At 58.0% G+C, this 19515-nt stretch carries 15 protein-coding genes; 12 read left to right on the top strand and 3 right to left on the bottom strand.

Features of this window, described 5'->3' with window-relative positions; genetic code table 11:
• The first annotated feature begins 22 nt into the window (after positions 1-22).
• Positions 23-511: an Lrp/AsnC family transcriptional regulator gene (locus tag AC4D2M_RS15815; RefSeq protein WP_490892853.1), complete on the top strand. Its 489-nt coding sequence runs from the start codon at positions 23-25 to the stop codon at positions 509-511.
• A 378-nt stretch (positions 512-889) separates the two neighbouring features.
• Here AC4D2M_RS15815 and AC4D2M_RS15810 read toward each other — a convergent pair whose 3' ends face one another.
• Together AC4D2M_RS15810 and AC4D2M_RS15805 are read right to left on the bottom strand one after the other, a co-directional pair.
• Entirely contained in the window at positions 890-1375 is a 486-nt protein-coding gene (locus tag AC4D2M_RS15810; protein WP_490892852.1) for a hypothetical protein, read from the bottom strand.
• Between the two features lie 472 nt (positions 1376-1847).
• Complete coding sequence (locus AC4D2M_RS15805) at positions 1848-2444, bottom strand: helix-turn-helix domain-containing protein (RefSeq protein ID WP_490892851.1); 597 nt, start codon at positions 2442-2444, stop codon at positions 1848-1850.
• Between the two features lie 97 nt (positions 2445-2541).
• Between AC4D2M_RS15805 and AC4D2M_RS15800 the strand changes: the two genes are divergently transcribed.
• The 4 genes from AC4D2M_RS15800 (at position 2542) to AC4D2M_RS15785 (ending at position 4996) form a co-directional block, all read left to right on the top strand.
• Entirely contained in the window at positions 2542-3471 is a 930-nt protein-coding gene (locus AC4D2M_RS15800) for an NAD(P)/FAD-dependent oxidoreductase (protein WP_490892850.1), read from the top strand.
• A 66-nt stretch (positions 3472-3537) separates the two neighbouring features.
• Positions 3538-3783: a putative antibiotic biosynthesis monooxygenase gene (locus AC4D2M_RS15795; RefSeq protein WP_490892849.1), complete on the top strand. Its 246-nt coding sequence runs from the start codon at positions 3538-3540 to the stop codon at positions 3781-3783.
• Between the two features lie 98 nt (positions 3784-3881).
• Positions 3882-4127 (top strand): hypothetical protein, encoded by a 246-nt coding sequence (locus AC4D2M_RS15790; RefSeq protein WP_490892848.1) that lies wholly within the window; start codon positions 3882-3884, stop codon positions 4125-4127.
• The gene (locus AC4D2M_RS15785) at positions 4124-4996 is read left to right on the top strand and encodes a DUF2306 domain-containing protein (protein WP_490892847.1); all 873 of its coding nucleotides are present in this window, start codon (positions 4124-4126) and stop codon (positions 4994-4996) included. The genes AC4D2M_RS15790 and AC4D2M_RS15785 overlap by 4 nt, the downstream gene beginning before the upstream one ends.
• A gap of 187 nt (positions 4997-5183) precedes the next feature.
• On the opposite strand, the gene AC4D2M_RS15780 is transcribed toward AC4D2M_RS15785, so the two are convergent.
• On the bottom strand, positions 5184-6371 hold the full coding sequence (locus AC4D2M_RS15780; protein WP_490892846.1) for an NAD(P)-dependent malic enzyme: 1188 nt from the start codon (positions 6369-6371) through the stop codon (positions 5184-5186).
• Between the two features lie 1240 nt (positions 6372-7611).
• On the opposite strand from AC4D2M_RS15780, the gene AC4D2M_RS15775 reads away from it, so the two are divergent.
• The 7 genes from AC4D2M_RS15775 (at position 7612) to AC4D2M_RS15745 (ending at position 19455) form a co-directional block, all read left to right on the top strand.
• A complete protein-coding gene (locus AC4D2M_RS15775; protein ID WP_490892845.1) occupies positions 7612-8229 on the top strand; it encodes an HNH endonuclease in 618 nt (205 codons plus the stop codon).
• Positions 8230-9756: 1527 nt separating this feature from the next.
• Complete coding sequence (locus AC4D2M_RS15770) at positions 9757-10062, top strand: DUF433 domain-containing protein (protein ID WP_490892844.1); 306 nt, start codon at positions 9757-9759, stop codon at positions 10060-10062.
• The gene (locus tag AC4D2M_RS15765) at positions 10059-10472 is read left to right on the top strand and encodes a PIN-like domain-containing protein (RefSeq protein WP_490892843.1); all 414 of its coding nucleotides are present in this window, start codon (positions 10059-10061) and stop codon (positions 10470-10472) included. The genes AC4D2M_RS15770 and AC4D2M_RS15765 overlap by 4 nt, the downstream gene beginning before the upstream one ends.
• Before the next feature lie 78 nt (positions 10473-10550).
• Complete coding sequence (locus tag AC4D2M_RS15760) at positions 10551-12488, top strand: site-specific DNA-methyltransferase (RefSeq protein WP_490892842.1); 1938 nt, start codon at positions 10551-10553, stop codon at positions 12486-12488.
• Entirely contained in the window at positions 12488-15034 is a 2547-nt protein-coding gene (locus tag AC4D2M_RS15755; RefSeq protein ID WP_490892841.1) for a DEAD/DEAH box helicase, read from the top strand. The genes AC4D2M_RS15760 and AC4D2M_RS15755 overlap by 1 nt, the downstream gene beginning before the upstream one ends.
• Positions 15035-15621: 587 nt before the next feature.
• Positions 15622-17235 carry a DUF6119 family protein gene (locus AC4D2M_RS15750; protein WP_490892840.1) on the top strand — a complete coding sequence of 538 codons (1614 nt, stop codon included), beginning with the start codon at positions 15622-15624 and terminating at the stop codon, positions 17233-17235.
• A gap of 1164 nt (positions 17236-18399) precedes the next feature.
• The gene (locus tag AC4D2M_RS15745) at positions 18400-19455 is read left to right on the top strand and encodes a PDDEXK nuclease domain-containing protein (RefSeq protein WP_490892839.1); all 1056 of its coding nucleotides are present in this window, start codon (positions 18400-18402) and stop codon (positions 19453-19455) included.
• The last annotated feature ends 60 nt before the right edge of the window (positions 19456-19515 follow it).

The following is a 19515-nucleotide window of genomic DNA, read 5'->3' as shown; positions in this document are numbered from 1 at the left end:
CGCGCAGAACGAGGAGACCCTCATGGTCGTCGACAAAACGGACCGCCCCATCCGAGACGCGATCGACCGCGCAGTCCTCGAGGCGCTGGACGCCGATCCCAGAATGACCATCCTCGCAATTGCGCATCGCACAGGACTGGCCCGCGGAACGGTCCAAGCCCGCCTCGAACGGTACGAGCGGCTAGGAGTACTCAGGTCTCACAGCGTACGTATCGATCCAGCAGCCCTCGGCATGGGAATCTCCGCCCATGTAGCAGCCGAACTCGACCAACACCGGATCAACGTCGCAGTAGACGGACTACGAGCCATCCCGGAAATCATCGAATGCCTCGCCCCGGCAGGAGAGACAGACCTCCTCTGCCGAGTCGTGGCACGGGACCCGGACGACCTGTATCGGGTGTCAGAGGAAATACGTCTTTGCCCAGGAATCCTGCGAACCAGAACAAGCATGTTCCTTCGCCAACCCATCCCCTACCGTATGAGCCCGCTACTAACCACCCTCGGCAAATAAGCGCGACCCTTCGGCAGTGACCTGGCAGCGACCGGGTTGCCGCCCGACCTACTTGCCGACGCACGTTCACCCCCTGAACAGTCCTGGCTGTATGTGCATTCACACCAATATGCGTTCCAAGTCCACCCTCCACTGGACACCTGCTTAGAGAGGCCGGAAGTGGTCAAGGTCGTCGCGGGTACACCAATTGCCGATCTGAGGTCATATCCTTCTGCCACAGATCAGCTGCTGAGGGTGTACCCCAGCGCTACATCTCACCTTGAGCTAGCAACAATCGCTTCTGCCCGGCGACGGCTTGCAGGCCCGAGCCGCTATTGGCGCCGGTGATGACTGCTCGGCTACCCATTAGGTCACTTATCGCATCCACAGTGGCGTTACTCATCGTGTTCCTACCTTGCCGCCCGACAGCCAGCGGTCACCGCGCTTGGTTACGTACTGCCGGACCATGTATCGCCAGGGAAGGATGATGAGGACAATCACGAGCAAGGAGCAGTTGATGGCCACACTGGCGGTGGCGCCGTTGAGGTCGTCACCGCCGAGCCAGAGCGGCAGCGCTACTGTGCTGAGCCAAATCACCTTCCACACCAGCTCAAACAGCAGGAGCGGGATCATCTGCACCGGGTAGCGGACACCTAGGAAGAACAGCAGTGACAGCGCAACGAGCATGCACAACACCACACCTTCCATCAGCGCCAAGGACGAGTCATGCCCGATCAGGAGCGGCCACCGGGTGATTGCCAGGCCGAGGGCCATGAACAGGTAACCCGCGCGCAGCAGGTAGAGACGGGGGAGGGAAAACGTTTGGCTGGTCGACGTGGCCGATGCCGCAATTGGGTCGGGCTCGGTTGTTGCAGGGGATGTCATGGCATTCTCCTAGTTCTACAAGCTGCACAGGTGTGAAGCTCATATACAGAGGGTGCGCTGCCTTGAAGACGCGGTTAAGTTTCGTTGCCAAAACTGGGACGGCAAGACCCGCACGATGCTCACAATCGGAAGATGGATGGCAACGCTCTGTGGGCAACGCCAGGTACTCCCCGCCGGCGATTCACCGCAAGCCTCAACGGGCGGGCCACGTCATCCATGCCGGAGGGATCGTAAGTGATGAGCCAACGCCAGCAACTATGGACCGTGCGGGAATGCTCGACCTCGGCACAGAGACTTACCAGTTCGCTGAGGTGGAATCAGTTTGCTTTGACAACCCGCACCGGGACTCGATCGCTGGGCCGTCGCAAGCGAAAAGGGCGGATCTTAGCCTCTACAACTCATAATGATGACGTTCCTGGCGGATCCCGCGTCGGTTCTGAACTTTCACGAGTGGCCTGTCGCGTCGTGCGCGTTACTCGGCTTTATCTCTTGTGGACTTAGCGCGGACGTGCATCCGCTCACCCTGCCCACCGAACACACTGAGGACTTCCGCCGGCCGTTCACCAGTGCTGCCGAACCAGTGAGGTACGTGAGTGTCGAATTCAGCTACCTCTCCCGGACCCAAAACCAGGTCATGATCTCCGAGGACCAGACGCATGCGGCCCGAGAGGACGTACAGCCATTCGTAGCCTTCATGGGTTTTCAGTTCAGGGGTGGACTTGGAGGTGGGAATGATGATTTTCCACGCCTGCATGCCTCCTGGTTGGCGGGTCAGCGGGATCACAGTTCGCCCATTTGCGTTGGCGGGTTTCAGACGGATGCGCGGGTCTCCGACCTCCGGTGCACCGACCAGCTCATCCAGTGGCACGTGGAACGCTAAGGCCAGGGGAAGGAGGAGTTCCAGGCTCGCACGCCGCTGCCCTGTCTCAAGCCGGGAGAGCGTGCTCTTGGAGATACCGGTAGCGGCCGAAAGGCTGGTCAGGGTGACACCGCGCCGGGTGCGCAGTTGTTTCAGTCGGGCGCCGATGTGGTCAAGTGTTGCCTCAATCGCCGTTGTCTGGTCATCCACAGTGCCATCCAATCACCCACAGGGTCCATCGGACCCCGAATTCCCGGAAACAGCAACGTTCGTTGGCGGACCCGGAGTGCGTGGGCACTCTGGAGTTATGAGCAATTATGACGTAGTGATCATCGGTGGCAGTGCCGCCGGATTGTCGGCAGCACTGGTTTTATCCAGAGCTCGCCGTAAGGTTCTCGTGGTCGATTCCGGTGTGCCAAGGAACTCCCCGGCTTCACACATGCACGGATTCTTATCTCAAGACGGTCTGCCGCCAGCCGAGCTCCTTGCCATCGGTCGGGCCGAGGTGAAGGGCTACGGTGGAGAAATCCTCGAGGCAACTTCCACGGAATTGGTCCGGTGTGGCCAAGACGGGTTCCAGGTACTGCTCTCCGGCGGTCGGCGTGTTGCCGCACGGCGCCTGCTTGTGGCCACCGGCCTGCGCGATGAACTGCCCGACGTTGAAGGCCTCAGCGACCGGTGGGCGCGTGATGTTCTGCATTGTCCGTACTGTCACGGCTATGAGGTCCGCGACCAGCAGTTTGGGGTCCTGGGCAGTTCCCCCGACACGGTGCGCTACGCACAGATCGTTCGACAATGGACCCAAGATTTAGTCCTGTTCGCTCCGGTCGGGTCCCTCACTGTCCTTCAGCGCTCCCAACTGGTGGCCCGGGCCATCGGGATCGTCGAAGGAACTGTGAAACGGGTTGTCACAGAGAATGACCGCCTACTCGGGGTCGAATTGGATGATGGCCGCGTCATCCGCCGTGACGCGTTGTTCGTGCCGCCACGCTTCGTTCCGAACAACAGCCTCCTGACCGGCATCGGTTGCGAGACTGACGAAGCAGGATGGCCCGTCAAGGACAGCACCGGTCTCACCACTGTTCCCGGCCTCTGGGTAGCGGGCAACGTCGCTAACCCGCGTGCGCAGGTCATCACCGCCGCCGGTGAAGGATCCGCTGCCGCCATGGCCATCAACGCCGACCTAATCGAGGCCGACGTCCGAGACGCCGTCCGCAACTTCAATCGGGGCATCTGACCAACGAAGCTTCGATTTCTTGCCCGCCCCTTCGATCCACCACCCAAAGACCGTCCAGGAGTACTGATGTCCACCCCCACTGCGACCCACCGGCCTACACCGCCGACCAAACACCAACTGGCCCTGATGATTTGGCTAGCCGTCTTCCCCACACTGACAACCATCAACCTTGCCTTCGGACACTGGCTGGAAATGCTGCACCCTGTCCTGCGTACCTTCGTCCTGGCCACCGTCGCGGTGCCCATCGTGATCTACGGCATCATGCCTCACCTTCACCGCCTTCGCGGCCGCCTCCTCGCACGAGGACATTAGAGAACTGCGCTGCGATGAGTGCCTACAACCCGGTGAGCGTTCCCATCGCCTCTGTGAGCTCCGCGGCGGATCACTTGTGGCGATCGAGAAGTACCCGAATGACGCAGAACGAAAATAGTGACCAGCACTTTGGCGCTCTTCGATCAGTCGCTGATTGCCTCGACAATGCCACAGTGGCGCTCGAACGGATACGTCAGGAGCCAGTGCACGACAAGGACGACCTCGACGCACTCGATTGGATGTGCAGGTCACTTAGTGAATTTTCTGCCACCATCCAAGGACTCAGGCTCGCCGACGACCGTCGCTTCTACGCTCAGCCCGACACGATGCGTGAACTGCTATGAGCTGGCCTAGGCAACCTGTCCCGAAACGCAGCACCGGACCGGTAACATCTGAAACCAACCGCCCTCGAACGAGGCGCAAGCCTACGCTCTGGCTTATTCCCACCGGGCTGATACTGCTCAGCCTCATCCCCACACTGGGCGGGGCAGTTCGTCTCACCGAGTTGGCAGGTGGTGCGGAAATCACACCGCAGAATGAGCGGTTCTTCGACTCTCCTGTCCCGGTGTTCCTTCACATCATCAGTGGGACCGTGTATTCACTACTGGGCGCGTTACAGTTCGTCCCCTCACTACGCGGGCGGAACTGGCATCGGGTCGCTGGACACATACTGGTTCTCGCCGGGCTGGTGGCCGCGTTATCTGGAGTGTGGATGGCCATCTTCTACTACCACCCAGGAGATACCGACGTCATCCTGCTCATTCTGCGGTCAGCCATCGGCTTCTCAATGATCTTGAGCATCACGCTGGGCTTGTACTACGCGATTCGCCAAGCCAACCCTGCCCGACACGGTGCATGGATGACCCGTGCATACGCGATTGGAATAGCCGCCGGCACTGAGGCTCTCATCATCATCGGACAGGAGATTCTTACCAGCCCGCCAGACACTCGCGCCCAAAGCATGGTTACAGGAGCAGCGTGGATCATCAACATCGCCGTGGCCGAATACTTCATCCGCCGTGCCCCTCGCGTCACCGGTCCGCCACAGAACGCAGTGAATGTGCGACAGGGGAAGAGCGCAAACCCTTCGAGACACTCCGATACCCTGCCGGATAATATCCAGGCACCACAACGCCAGCGTCGGTATGGGGTCTTGACCTCTTGCCACAGATCAGCTGCTCACGGTGTACCCCATCGCGACATACTTTCGTGAAGTTACGATTGGCCAAAGTGCCGCCCGTAATTCGGCATCATGCACCGTGAAGGAAATGCTTTTCATATCGCGGCACTGCGGCCGGTTGCAGAAATGTAGCGATAGATGGCGGGGCCTCGCCCCCACTCTCTCATGATCCCTGGCCATTTAGGGGTGCGGCCGGCCGTCACTAACTGGTGTGTGGGTACTACACCGAGACGGTTACGCCCTCTCGTGCGCATGCGGCCACGGCGTCCGCGACGGCTTGGGCCACCCGGGGATCTAGGGCTGAGGGCACAATGTGGTCGGGGCGCAGGCCGTCGGCGAGTGCGATCGCTGCGATAGCTTTGGCGGCTTCGACTTTCATTTTTTGGGTGATCCTGGGAGCACCGGCGTCCAGCGCCCCACGGAAGATGCCCGGAAATGCGAGCACGTTATTGATTTGGTTCGGGAAGTCGGAGCGGCCTGTGGCTACCACTGACGCGTACTTGGCCGCCACGTCAGGCATGATTTCAGGATCGGGGTTGGCAAGAGCGAAGACTACTGCGTCTTCGGCAAGCTCGGTGAGGTATTCCTCCGGGACCTTCCCGCCGGAGACTCCGACGAACACGTCTGCACCTCGGAGAGCGTCTTTCAATCCGCCCGTCAACCGGCGGGGATTCGTACGGGCTGCATACCGGCCCTTGATGGCGTTCAGGTCGTCACGTTCGGGCGAAATGATTCCGCGGGAGTCTAGCAGCACCACGTCCTCGATGCCTTCTGCCAGCAGGATTTCCGTGATGGCGATTCCAGCCGCACCTGCTCCGGCTACGACGACGTTCAAAGATTCGAGATCCTTGCCGACCACCTGTGCCGCGTTGAGCAGCGCCGCGAGGACAACCACCGCCGTTCCATGTTGGTCATCGTGCATGACCGGGATATCGAGCTCCTCGATAAGGCGCTGTTCGATTTCGAAGCAACGGGGAGCAGAGATGTCCTCGAGGTTCACGGCACCGAAGGACGGGCGCAGCAATTTGACGGTGCGCACGATCTCGTCGACGTCCTGGGTGTCGAGGACGATCGGGATAGAGTCCAGGTCGGCGAAGGTCTTGAAGAGGGCAGACTTGCCCTCCATGACTGGCAGGGAGGCAGCGGGTCCAATATTGCCTAGGCCCAGTACGGCTGAGCCATCCGAAATCACGGCCACCAGCCTGCCAGCCCAGGTGTGCGTTTTTGCCATGGACGGGTCAGCGGCAACCGCGCGGGAAACTTCGGCGACTCCTGGCGTGTAAGCGATGGAAAGATCTCGGCGCGAAGCCAGAGGGGACCTTGAAACCACTGAAAGTTTTCCACCCTCATGCTTGGCGAAGATTTCCTGGGACGTGATCGGGTCAGGTTCGACTGTGTGGTTTGTCATTAGTCTCCTTGAATTTCCGTGCAATAGGTGTGGCGGGCGATTGCGCCGGTTCGGCCGTCAGGCGATAGACACCGAAACTGTCCAGGTTCGGTTCGAACTGACTTGGACCAAAGGTCGGAGCGCGTACTTTCGGCCTGATGAATGCTCTCGGCAGAATTCTGCACAGCGGGCCACCCCTGACACGCACATTTTGGGGTTCATTTCCCTCGACGGTTCATCGTCGTTAGGCCTGCACCCGCCCCGGGTAGGGGCAAGGACGACTTGTTGGTCGCCAACGTTAGCGCAAGACCATGACGTCATCAATTTCGATGACGGTGATTCACTATTTCAGGCCAGCCTCCTTCAGGCGTCCTCTACGGGGGTACGACTTCCCAACGACGGCGAAACCGTCGTAACGTTTCGGCTGCCTGGCAACTAAATGGGTGTACTTCTTGATGCAACCGACGTTGTGGCCAGGATCGAACCCGCACTGAGGCCCGTCGGACAGTGTCGACGGAGAGTGGAGCCGTGAAGAGTTCGAAGAACACATCCGGGACGAACAATCCACGTTTCGCTGGCTTCTCGAACCGATGATGCGACGTGCCCGTTTCGACATCATCGATGCCCAATGCGTGCCGGAGACCTTCGACGCAAAGTACAACTGCGCGCAATCTGAGGTTCATATCAGGTGTCGGTACCCGCTTCGCCTGCCCATACCCGGATATCGATTTCGTACTTGCAATGTGACCGACGTCCCCCTGGCCGCTTCGGGCCTTTCTGCTGAGGTGTCAGAATCGGTCGTTTCTGACTATGCGGTTGGAGATGACAAGAACCCAATGAAACGCCAAATGTAGAGCCGTTATGCAGGGCCCCAGAGTCAGGCTGGGTGTCATTGATTCCATCGACAACAGTGCGACCTCCCAGACCGCTCCTAGCCGAGGCCCCTGTCCTGTGCTGTGCTGTTCGCGTGGCCTTCTACTTCGCGAACCAAAGAACAAACTATGAACAGGTCATCAAGACCAAGACCCTATGGACATGCCCTCGGCCGAACAACGCTGCCCTCAGGGAATCTCGCCGACTGATTCACGATCTTCGGCGTGGCGATGTTGTGTTCCACTACCAACGAGGCGCTTTGCGGGCAGTCAGCACAGTAGTTGAGAAATGGGTCCACCATCACCGACCGCCTGAGTATCCAGCCCGAGCCGGTGAGGTCGATGACGGCTGGCTTGTACGCGTTGAGCCACTTATAACGGGTCTCGAAGTGGGCTACAGCAAACTCGGCACGATCATCACGCTCGGCGAGCAGGGACCGCTGAACAAGGACGGTAGCGGAGCAGCTCAAAAGTATCTGTCTTCGATCACCGCCGAGGACGGCCATCGTCTATTGGACGCCCTCGAGCTGGATGTTCCGGAGTCGGACGGCGGATGGCTCGGCCATCCACCAAGTTTCTGGGATGGCGCTGACTCAGATGTTGAAACCTTCGGCAAGATGCGAGCGGAACAGCGCTATCTTCGCCGACACCTCATCGCTGGCAGGACAGAGTCGGACTGTGCCTTATGCGGCAAGACTCTGCCGATAAACCTGCTTATAGCGGCACACATCAAACCACGCTCCCAGTGCAACGAGATGGAGCGGCGGAACTTCCAGGCAGTAGCGATGCTGGTCTGCAATCTTGGGTGTGACGCTCTCTTCGAGTGGGGCTACATTGCCGTGAACGACCAGGGCTACATCTTTAGCCTGCGACCCGCACCCACTGCGCCAACGGCACAAGCTGTAACTAGTCTGCAGGGACTTCCCTGCTCAGCCTATAACCCCATGACAGCACCGTACTTCGCCGCTCACGCTGCCTTTGCGCAGCAGCGGGAGGGAAGCCCGTAACCGGTAGCGGGAAAACTTTGAGGCATCCATTAGTCGAGTATGTTGGGGCCTGAACGTTTAGTTAGGGATGGGAGACGCCGTTGATACCTCCGAAGCCGTCAAGCCGTCATAGCGTCGCCTGTGTGGGGCCGCTAGTAGATAACGTGCTGACTGGATGCGATCGCACACCTATTCGTTTCGTGGTCTCCCCCGCCCGTAACGACTTCGGGCTGGGTGTAATTGATGAGGGAGAGCTGCCGGCCATAAAAGTTTGCGGCACATGCTCTCGTCATATCGACCAGCTCCTGGAGGGTTTGCGCGAATCAAGTCCGTTCGAAGCTGATCCAGCTGTGTTCACTGTCCCCGACCTCCTAGAGAACTGGGAAGCCTTTTTCGCAGACCTGTCTCAAGCCATGGGTGAGGCCGATTCCTACCTAGTAACCCGCCATAACGGCGACGTTAACGACAGTCCGACGAGGTTATGAACCGAAGACGCGGCAACTCTGGTGGCCCAGGAAGGCGCTACATCATCAGATGCGTTCCGCAGCCGGAGCAGTGAACTGCGCTTAGCGTGCAGTCACGACCGCAAGAGTTCCAATCTCGGCAGAGATGACACTCCTCGCGATTGTGTTCGGTTTCAGCAGGGGCCCAACACTCGTTGCAAAACCATGAACCGCCACTTCCCTTAAGAGCGCGCGCGATGTCATTCCAACGGAAATGGAAGGTCCCCGTGACCGTATACCCACCACCCGCAGTGTGCACTGTGCCCGGGTGGAGGATTCGCGAATTGTAGTCCACTGTCATCTGATCGAGGTGCGCCTGGCACGCGCGGTAGCTAGCCAGCGCACCTTCGAGCTCGGCCTCAAGAACCATCCACTGTCTTCCTTGCTTGACCGCTGCGACGCGATGTTGGTCAAATGAAACGGAACCGTAGCGGGCCGCGGATTCCCGGTACCAGTCGTAGGCATTCGGCCTCGTGCGTAGTTCTTGACTAAAGCGAGCCACCGCTTCCTTCAGGGGTATGAGCACGAGAACGACTGTACCGGGCGCTCTTCTGCAGTGCTGGATCTGGCAGCAGCATCCACAGCGGGCACTGTTTTAGCGTCTCCATCAGGGAAGCAATGCCACCGCAAAGCCCTTCACGGCGCGGTTATATGACTTCGCGAACCTTCTCTGGGATCGTTAGACCAACAAAGGCCAGTTGATCCTTGGGGGGAGCACGTGTCATTTCCAGCTGATCTCACGGCCACCCTCTCGGGCACCTTGATGCACCAGTTGTATCTTTGGCGAAAGTCCAGCCTTCTCGTCCCCGAAGTGAGCTCCGGTCGACCACCGCTCTATTCCTTCCGCGACGTCACGGCGCTTCGCGCGATGGCGTACCTCCGAGCTCGCACGTCACTCCAGAGCATCCGAACAGCCTTCGGCACCCTCCGTTCACTGAACTTTGAAGACCATCCCTCGGCATACAGGTTCGAGACGGACGGTAGGACAATCGCTGTCACTGACGCTTCCGGCAACACAGTTGACCTCGTCCGGCACAAAGGTCAAATGTCAGCGTTCACTCTGGCGGATATCTTCCGCCCCTTCGAAAACCTCCAGAATCAAACGGTTGCAGACTTCGAACATCCCCGTCCGCGCTTAACTGTGAACGGAGAACGCCTCGGCGGCTGGCCAACTATCGACGGCACCCGGGTGCCCTACGACGTTGTGACGCAATTTCTTGGCGAACATCCTGACGAAGAGGACTTCGAGGACCTCCGCTATTACTACCCGGACGTCGGCAGAGAGGCCGCTGAGGACGCTGTCGATTTCGATGCAGAAGTCATGGCGACCAATCGGGGGTCTGCCGCTTGAAGTTCCTCCTGGACGAGTGCGTCTCGTACCGACTCATGCCCTCACTGGAATCGGCCTTTCGAAGTAGTGAATTCCACTCCGTAAAATCACTAAACTGGCGCGGAACGCTCGACCCAAAGCTTTTCCGCGCAGCCGCCGACGAGTCCTTCGACGTTCTCGTTAGCTTGGATCACAAGATCCTTCGCCTGGAAGATGAGCGAAGTGCACTACGGCGGGCAGGACTACATTTCGCCGCAATCGAGCGCCCCCCGTTAGGCGTCAAGGGCAAGGACTTCAACGCGCTCGTTCTCGCTCAGCTCGTGTCATGTCTCACGCTTGTGTTGCGTACATCCACCGCCGCTCCAACCTTGTTCCGGCTCGGCGCCGTGCCACATCACCACACGAAGAGACTCACGGTCGAGCACATCTAAGCGGGTGCTGCGGGGGAAACAGCACAGGCAGAGGCGTCCGTCCAAGAATTCCTCGAGCACGCGGATACGCTTAGGGGCATGAACGTCGAACTGCCCTCTGCGAAGTATGAACATCTTTCAAGGACTGAGCTGATAAATCTTCTTCGCCGCCGTGACGCCTCGAGAAAGCTTGGGCTGGTTTGGGAGAGAGATGAGCTGGAGCACGAGCGTGCCGTCAATGATGACTTCGTAACGGTTGATCTAGTGCCTGAGCTGTCCGTTGGGTACGGACCCTACAGGAACCTGATGATTGAAGGAGACAACTTCGACGCTCTCCGCCACCTGCGCATTGCGTACAGAGGCCGCATCAAGTGCATTTACATCGATCCGCCGTACAACACCGGCAGCAAAGACTTCATCTACAACGATTCCTATGTTGGCAAAGATGACGGGTTCAGGCACTCAAAGTGGCTCGAATTCATGTATCAGCGCCTCATCTTGGCGCGGGATCTCCTGGCTAACGATGGAGTGATATTCATCTCAATAGACGAAGCCGAGAGCGCACACCTAGCCTTACTCATGGACCAAGTGTTTCCTGAGCGCAGGGTGGCAAATTTCGTATGGAAGCGCCGAAGTGGTGCCAACCTTTCGAAGGACAGGTTCCTCAGCGTCGATCATGAGTACGTTCTCTGCTACGCCAATCCTGGATTCACTTTTGCCGGCGACCGGAAGGCACTGCAGGACTACGCCAATCCGGACAATGATCCGCGCGGCCCCTGGGTCAGCAGTGATCTAGGCAAGGCCCACACGTGGAAGCAGCGTCCGGAAGCTTTCTATCCACTATTGAATCCGGAAACTGGCGTCTGGTACCCAGTGGACCCTGAGAGAGTGTGGGCTTTTGCGACTGCCGAACGGTCAGAGGCCAGAACGCTAAGAACGAAGACAATGGAGCAGCTCATCCGCGAGAAACGAGTGCTCTGGCCCGAAGTCGAGGAAACGGTCACCTACTCTACGGTGGATGAGCTCAAAGCAGCTGTCGCTAGCGACGCTGTGCCTGCCAATCTGAGTTTCTACAAGAACCTCGAACTGCTTGAGCAGCAGGTGACTTCAGGCGAAGCTCCTGCGAAGCTGCTGAATTTCATCGAACCGCTGGAAAAATGGGTCGGTCGGAAAATCGGCTTAGGAAAGCCGCGATTCAAGAGATTCGCCAGTGAACTTCGGAGCACAGAGAAGCCGGTCTCCACCTGGATCAAACCCGCGTCGATGAAGGCGTCAGAGGTTCGGGAGCTTGAACTTGAAGAAACGACAAACCTGACCTCCGGCTACACGAGTGAGGGAACCAAGGTTCTGTCCCAGATCATGGGAAACAAGGATTTCGACTATCCCAAGCCCTTGAGCCTAATCAAGGAACTCGTCAATCAATCGACGATCGCTACAGGCAACGACATCGTGCTGGACTTCTTTGCAGGCTCTGGAACTACAGGACACGCAGTTCTCAGCCTCAACGAAGATGATGGCGGAAACCGCTCCTTCATCCTTGTTTCCTCCACTGAGGCCACTGATACAGAGCCGGAAAAAAATATCTGTCGAGATGTCACAGCTCGTCGAATGAAGAGGGTCATCGAAGGGTATAGCTACCGCGGGAAGAACGCCAACGTCCAAATCGAGGGCATCCAAGCCGAGTTCGCCTACTTGCGCACTGACAAGATTGCTCACGAGTCCCTCCTAACGTCCCTCCGCCACGATCAAGTGTGGATGGCACTGCAGGAAATACACGCCGGAGCTGTTTCAGCGTTCGACCCTGACCTGGCAGTCCAAAGCTTCACCGGCGATGCATTCGCCTATGACATTCTCTATATCCCCCAGCTGACTGAAGACTCATTCACGATGCTCACAGAGAGACTAGATACGTCGGTGAAACCTTGTGTCGTTTATTCATGGCAGCCTGGTCTGATTGCACAACGGTGCACTTATGAGCACTTGCAACTTGAACGCATCCCCGAAGCACTGATTGAACGTTTCGGGAAGGCTCTTTGATGGAGTCACCACTGATGTACGGGACGGCACTGCGGGGATTTCAGCAACAAGCCGTAGAGAACGCATCCCAGATCCTCAAGAACTGCCTAGTCGGGCTTTCGGAACTACCGGAAGAGAACTTCCAGAAAAACCGGGCTGCCTACATCTCCGACACGGGAGCTGTGCTTCTTGAGGCGCCGACCGGTGCCGGGAAAACTCTCATGGCCGGGACTATCGTTCAAAACCTCAGCAAGCTAAGCGCGATGGAACCCCTTCCAAAGGTTCTGTGGTTCTGGTTTGCCCCGTTCGCAGGGATCGTCGAGCAAACTGTGGCTGCAATGCAGGAGGAATTCTCATCCCTTCGAATAAAAAACCCATCAACCGACAGGGACATATCGGCTCTCGCCTCAGGGGATATCTTCGTCACGACCTGGCAAAGCGTGGCGGTGGCCAACGCCGCGAGCCGTAAAGTACGGACAGAGACGGAAACCATGCCGTCTTTGGACGATCTCGTGATTTCCGCCCGGGAACTTGGATTTGCAATCGGTGCAGTCGTCGACGAAGCCCACCACGGGTTCAAGAGCAACACTCAGGCTTTGAACTTCTACACCTCGGTTCTAGACCCCGATCTGACAATTCTGGCTACAGCGACTCCTCGAGACAGAGACGTGGACTCATTTGCCACCGCAACAGGTATCGCCAATCTGCGCCGAATCTCCGTCTCAAGGCAGGACGCCGTCGCCTCCGGTCTCATCAAGGAATCAGTCAAGTCCATCGTTTTCAAGGCACCGACTGATGTTGCAGCGGTCGTGGACTTCAAAAAAACCGCCTTGCAAGCTGGCGTTGAAACGCACACCCGCATCAAGCAAATACTTGCCACGAACAACTTGGGCGTCGTTCCACTTCTTCTGGTCCAAGTAGACGACACCGCCAATGCCGTCGAAGAGGCGACTTCATGGCTGAAGGAACTGGGATTCCGCACCGAGGGCGAATCAACGTTAATTCGCTCACATACCGCCAAAGAACCGGATCCCTACCTCACCTCCATAGCTGCCGACGAGTCGGTAGAAGCGCTAATCTTCAAGCTAGCCGTGGCCACAGGCTTCGACGCCCCTCGCGCCTTCACACTCGTCTCCTTCCGGCGTAGCCGCGATGAAGATTTTGGCGTTCAAATCGTCGGCAGGATTATGCGCATAGACAGGCGATTGCAAAGCATCGCCAGTCCCCCAAGCGGCCTGAACTCTGGCTATGTCTACCTCTCAGACAACGAGTCGCAAACGGGCCTCACCTCGGCGGCTGACCGAATCAATGCAATGAAATCCTCGCTCGCCTCCGTGACTTCCAATGTTGCTGTCGTGGCAGTGGGAGACCTCCCTCCCACAACGACAAATACAGCCCACGGCCAAACACACTATCTGGACGAACAAGGCAGATTGGTGGGCTCTGAACCAGAACCGGTACCTGAAGAACCAGTCGAAGCCCCCGCATCTACTGACGGCTCCTCGACTACCAGCTCCGATCGCCCTGGGACCCAGCAGGAGTTAAGCGCCATCCTCGATCACTTTGGCCTGTCGACAGAGGCATCCGCTGTGCCCACTCCCCCTCCAGCAGCACAGAAGACTTGGTCCTACCCAATACGTCAAGACCTTGGTGTGCCAGCACGACTGAAGAAGGCTGTCTGTTCGATGGACAGCCCAACTATTCTGCAAGACGCTGTAAGTAACTTTCGGTTCGACGGTGACGCATTGCTGATGGCTATGAAGTCATCCACCGCGATCATCAAGCGAGAGTACGACCTTTTCACACAGACCGCTGGAACTTCTGAAAACTTCTATGCTGCGTTGGCACAGAAGGAAATTGATGCTCGCGCTCAAACAATCCTCATCTCAGCTGACGAGCTTCAAGTAATCGACATGAAGGGGCTTCAGTCGGCTCTGCTCGAGCAGTTCACGAAGGAAGTACTAAGGGCAGGAATTTCCGGATTCGAAACGGAAGAGAAAAGACTCGCTGGGTTGAACAAGATCTTGGCATTGCGGCCCGCAGCTCTACGGAGTGCCGTCGCGAAAAGCATCTCCAGAAACATGGTTTCGATGGATGCTGGACCACTGCCCGAAGTACTTGGCTCGGAGGAGAGACTCCTTGGAGCTCGACTCAACATCTATGGGGTCTTCCCGGGGGATCTTAATTCATGGGAACTGCAGCTAGCCCAGGAACTTGATGACGACCTGACTGGGACGGTTCTCTGGTGGCACAGGAACCCGGTCCGACGACCAGAGTCCGTCAGTCTCCCGCTCCCGAACAAGTACCAGTTCTACCCTGATTTCGTCGTTGGCGTGAAGAACCGTCAGCGAGGTAATGGCATTTTGCTTGTCGAGACCAAGAACGCCATCAACGACCAGCAAGGCGACTCTGTAGTGAAGAACCTGGCTTCTCATCCCGATTACGGCAACGTCATGATGCTGTTTTGGGAAGATGAACGCGAGTGGCAGGTGGTCGAATACGATGCCTCGAAAGAAAAGAACATCTTGGAGAGGGTTTTTAGGATCGACCTCATGCCGAACTACTGATGGCCTAAAGCAATCCATGCCCGCTCCGCCCGGGGAAGGCTAAGGAATCTCGACTGATTTACTCGTCCCGGCTCGGCGCTGATGAGTTGATCGCCGCATGGCTCGATCTCGTTGCACGCCTTGCAAGCAATCTTTAAGGGAGGCTCTCTGCACCCGATGCCTATCAGACGGCTGAGCATACGAGCCGCAATGGGACGGCTACTTCACTGCATCGTTCCGTGCCAAAGACTAGGAACGCCGATAACGGCCTGTTATGCCCCCGGTGCGTGCCCGGGGCCCGCCACCGCCACAAGGGTTAGCCTGGAGCGTTCGCGGCGCCCCTAGCGGGCACTTTATCGTGCTGCTTCTACGTACAACGGCACCCCTCGCAGATGTGCCGGCCAGCCTCCCCGTCACGACGTGTCACTGAAGGTTCGGCTTGCGGGGCGGCGGCAGCGGGAGTCCAAATCCGCTTCCTGCGCTGCTCGCATTCCACCGTAGAGTGAAGCCTTCAGACGGGTGCTGAGTCGTCGTACTACCCGCCCTGGCGGCGCAAAAACGCCATGTCAGTCGTTTGGGGTGCCGAACTGCTATTCTGTCCAAAAATCATGGGGGATTTTGTGGGAACGAGCCGACTGACAATTTATCTACTGCGCAACGTCTCGAAACCAGAAGACGCGATCGTTCCAGATAAGAACCCCCAGTCGCGAACGCTTGACCCAGCCTCAGGCGTGGAGGGGAAGTTCTTTTTTTCATCCCGGCCAGCTGACCCGCCCGCATGGGTTTCATTCGTTCAGCCGATTCTTTCCTCACCGGTTCAGTCACTGAAGACGTCATCCGCCTCTGGTCTCCTGGTTATGAAGGCCAAGGACAGACATTTCGCTCTTACCTTCGGCTACGGTCGGAGCTTCATAAATCCTTCCAAGGTCGAGCACCAGTTCGGGCTTAGAGTCGCTCTCAATCGTATTGATCCGCGCCATATCCGTAGCCTCGACACCAAGACGTTTGAAGACATGGTCGTAACCAAGAACACACAATCCAGTAAGAGCTCTGAGCTGCCCACATTCGGAGTTGACGTATCACGTGACATGCTGCGGGCCGTTACTGGCGAGCCCCGAGACAAAACCCTCGCTAAACGTCTTTCAGGTTCAGACGCCTTGGTCCTAAACGTGGACATCCTTCCCGCTGATTTACCAAAGCTCTGCGAGGAGCTTTTTCTAGCCTTCCAAGAAGACACGTACAAGACCAACTTTGAATGGATCGACCACTTAGCCTTGGTCACGGATGCAGAGTCCATATCGGAGCTCAATAGCCTGCTTGAGAAACAACTTATTGCTGGTGACACCTCCAACACGCATATGGCGATGCCGGAAGCGATCGACTGGGAGGATATCGACGCGTTCAGGATAGGGGGAACACGAAAGGAAGAGTACGAGGACCTGGATCTGGATGACTACCTTGGCCGCTTGGGCGACGGAAAATCAGAAATCACGGTTGAAAAGCTCCGGTCCCGCCATGTGTCTGTACGCTTCAGCCGTTCCAACGATTTTGACTCGCGATGGAACCTATATCAGTGTCTAGTGACCGAGCAGCGCCTTAGGTCTCAACTGCATGTGTTGATTGAGGGCCGCTGGTTCGTCGTGAGCGATTCCTTGGTTGCGAAGGTTGATCAATTTGTCTCCGCGCTACCGGCGACCGCAACGACGCTGATTGAATCCAAGGCTGGAGAAATAGAGGCGAAATACAACGCACGCTTGGCGGATTCAGCGCCGGCGGATCTTCTCCTGCTTGATGCGCGCATTAAGAGGCCAGGAGGGGCATCCAGTGGGATCGAGCTCTGCGATGTCCTTTCGTCAACCGGAGAGTTCATACACATCAAGAGGAAGACCCGATCGGCCACCCTTAGCCATCTTTTTGCCCAAGGAGCAGTGTCGGCAACGACCTTTCTTGCTGATGGAACCTTCCGTGATGAGCTTCGGAAAGTCGTTGAAGCTGAAACGGAAGAACCGCAGAGGAAGGTCTGGCTTGACATGATTCCGGACGGAAAATCCACCGTGGACCGGTCTCGGTACTCCGTTTCCTACGCGGTGATCGCCAATTCCTCTCGGTCAGGGACGGACTGGCTGCCCTTCTTCAGCAAGCTGAACCTGATGCAGAATGGCCAGCAATTGCTGAATCTAGGCTTACGCGTCTCAGTTTCGAGAGTAGCGATCACCGCATAAGCGGTCACTAGAAACGAGGTAGTGCGGGTCTTGACGATATTGACCGCGCCTAACTTCCCACGCACCACTATCGGCAGGCCTTGAGTCAGCGACGCTGCTAACCGATGGGATACACGGATGGGGACCTTGAGGAAGAGGACTGGACCCGCATCGGCCAAACTTCCTCAACAGAAGTGTCCGTTGAGGAATCGACACTGCCGAGGCAACCGACTCCAAGACTGTTCTGTCCCCCACCCCCCTTCTGTCGCCAAGACTCTACAGCCGCATTCCCAGCACTGAACGAGATCCCACCCGGGGTCCGGCGACGATGAACATGAGTTGTTGCCGCCGGATCAAGGCATTCACGACGCGCGGAAGCCGCAGATATTCCGTTGCGTCAGTGGTAAAACTTGCCACGCGCTTCTTCAGATGAACCTGAGTCGCTTCTCCCCTCACCGAGCCGAGGCCGGTCCGAACACTGCTGCTACGTCCCGAAAGCCCTTAGTTCTTCCCGTTCTGACCAGCACGATCAAGCAGAGGACGAAGGGCAGCAATCGCTTTGAGCATCCGATGATGGACAGAGTTAGGGGAAACAACAGAAAAAGGTCGGTGGTCATAGGAGATCCTATTTGCAGCAGGGAATAGGTGATTGCCTGATGCCGCCGTGGAGCAAGAAGTTTGCTGAAGATGGCCTCGGGCTCCAATCTCGCTTCGGAAGGGCCCCTTCATTAGTCACCTCGAGCAATTTAGGTCGCGGGCCTACCACGCTGCTCAGCCCCCTAGGAAAGCCACCGATAAGTAATCTGCTACGGACCCTAGGTTGGTACGCCCTAACAGTGCTTTGATCCTGCCACATCATCACCGGTCCTGTCAGCAGCGCCAGACATAGTCTGCAAAGCGCGCGCTTTGCATTGGGAAGGACGCGACTGGCGGCCGACTCTGAGCGGTGAGGGATCGCTATGCAGTCAGGGGACGTCCTTACTCTTCTGGCCTCCTGCACACACACCCCACGTCACCAACAACCTGGACTCTCACCTCGTGCGAGCGGGGGGCATGCACAGCCTAGTTCCAGCGCAAGAATGGGTCGATGGAGCGTGCCGCTCGAACCCACACCCTGTATGGGCCGTCCGTGTCGGCCAGGGCGTGGATTCGTTCCTAAGCGGACGCCGTCGGAAGAATAGGGTTATGACGCCCTCTGATGTTGTTCTCCCTGACGGCTACAGCCAGACACTCGAGGCGCTGAAGCGCCGTGTGCGTGAGGCTCGCATCCAAGCGCAGCGCAACGTTAACACGGAGTTGATTCAGTTGTACTGGTCGATCGGCAGGGAAGTCCTGGTCCGGCAGGACCAGCAGGGCTGGGGAAGCAGGGTCATCAGCCGACTTGCCGCGGATTTACGGGCTGAGTTCCCGGATATGAAGGGGTTCTCCCCGCGGAATCTGCAGTACATGACGACATTTGCCCGGCAATGGGGCGCAGGTCCAATTGCGCCACAGGCTGTGGCGCAATTGCCGTGGGGCCATATCCGCACGATTATCGACAAGTCGCTGACTCCCGCAGCGCGTGCCTGGTATACGTCGGCGGCCGTTGAGTATGGGTGGTCGCGCAACGTGCTGCTGAACATGATCATGAACAACTCGATGGAACGTACCGGTGCGGCACCGTCAAACTTTACCCGGCAACTCTCCTCCCCGGACTCGGAACTCGCCCAGCAGGTGGCCAAGGACCCGTACGCGTTCGAGTTCCTCGGTCTCTCGGGCGAGGTCGCCGAACGGGACCTGGAACAGGCGCTAACCGACCGGATCGTCGACACCCTGCGCGAGCTCGGTCCCGGGTTCGCGTTCGTGGGCCGGCAGGTGCGCTTCGACGTCGGCGGCGACGACTTCTACATTGACCTGTTGTTCTTCCACGTCGAGCAACTGCGCTATTTCGTCATTGAGCTCAAGACCGGCAAGTTCCAGCCCGAGTACGCCGGGAAACTGAACTTCTACGTGGCCCTGGTCGATGGCCAGCTCAAACGTCCCGCCCACAACGAGACGGTCGGCATTCTGATCTGCGGGTCCAAGAACGAACACACCGTCCGGTACGCCCTGGGACGCTCGGACTCACCGATGGCCGTCTCCACTTACACCTACGAGTCCCTGCCGCCGGCCGAACGCAACGCCCTGCCCGGCGCGGATGAACTCTCCGCGGCCTTCGACCAGCTCGAACCAGCGACCGGACACGACACCACCAGCGGATAGACCACCGCACACCACCACCAGCTCCCCGTCCCCTCCCCCAGCCCGTATGGTTCGATGGGG

It is taken from the genome of Arthrobacter sp. TJ-270, from assembly GCF_058269075.1.
This window is presented reverse-complemented; position numbering and strand designations above follow the sequence as displayed.